At 51.9% G+C, this 335-nt stretch carries 1 protein-coding gene; it reads right to left on the bottom strand.

The window, feature by feature from the left end; all coding sequences use genetic code 11:
* Positions 1 to 335: alkaline phosphatase PhoX (locus EDM52_RS22965; RefSeq protein WP_122911236.1), on the bottom strand; the 335-nt coding region annotated here is incomplete at both ends.

Here is a 335-nt window from a genome sequence, read left to right as displayed (position 1 = left end):
CCTGTGGAAGCCAGCACCATTGCCGTGTTTTCATGGGAGAAACGACCGAGAGCTGTATGCTTTTTAGGAGTAGACTTTGGATCAAATGGATCTACCTCGACAACCCAGCCATAGTGCCTGTCGTCAGGCAGTTTGCAATCTCCGACCACATCCAGGTAGTTTTCCTCGCAGGACAGTACTGTGTTCCACAACGTGACACCGCCCGAACAGTTGGCAAATGTGCCCGTTACTTCCTTGGCGATCGAAGCAGCAGGGCCAGTCAGCACATGCTTGGTCAAACCGCTGACACGTCTTCCATATTCAGAATCCGATACCAGCTTCCACTTGCCGTTTTC

The sequence above is a fragment of the Brevibacillus invocatus genome (assembly GCF_003710915.1).
In the GTDB taxonomy this organism is placed as follows: domain Bacteria; phylum Bacillota; class Bacilli; order Brevibacillales; family Brevibacillaceae; genus Brevibacillus; species Brevibacillus invocatus.
The sequence above is the reverse complement of the archived record's forward strand: the minus strand, read 5'-3'. Positions and strand labels throughout refer to the sequence as shown.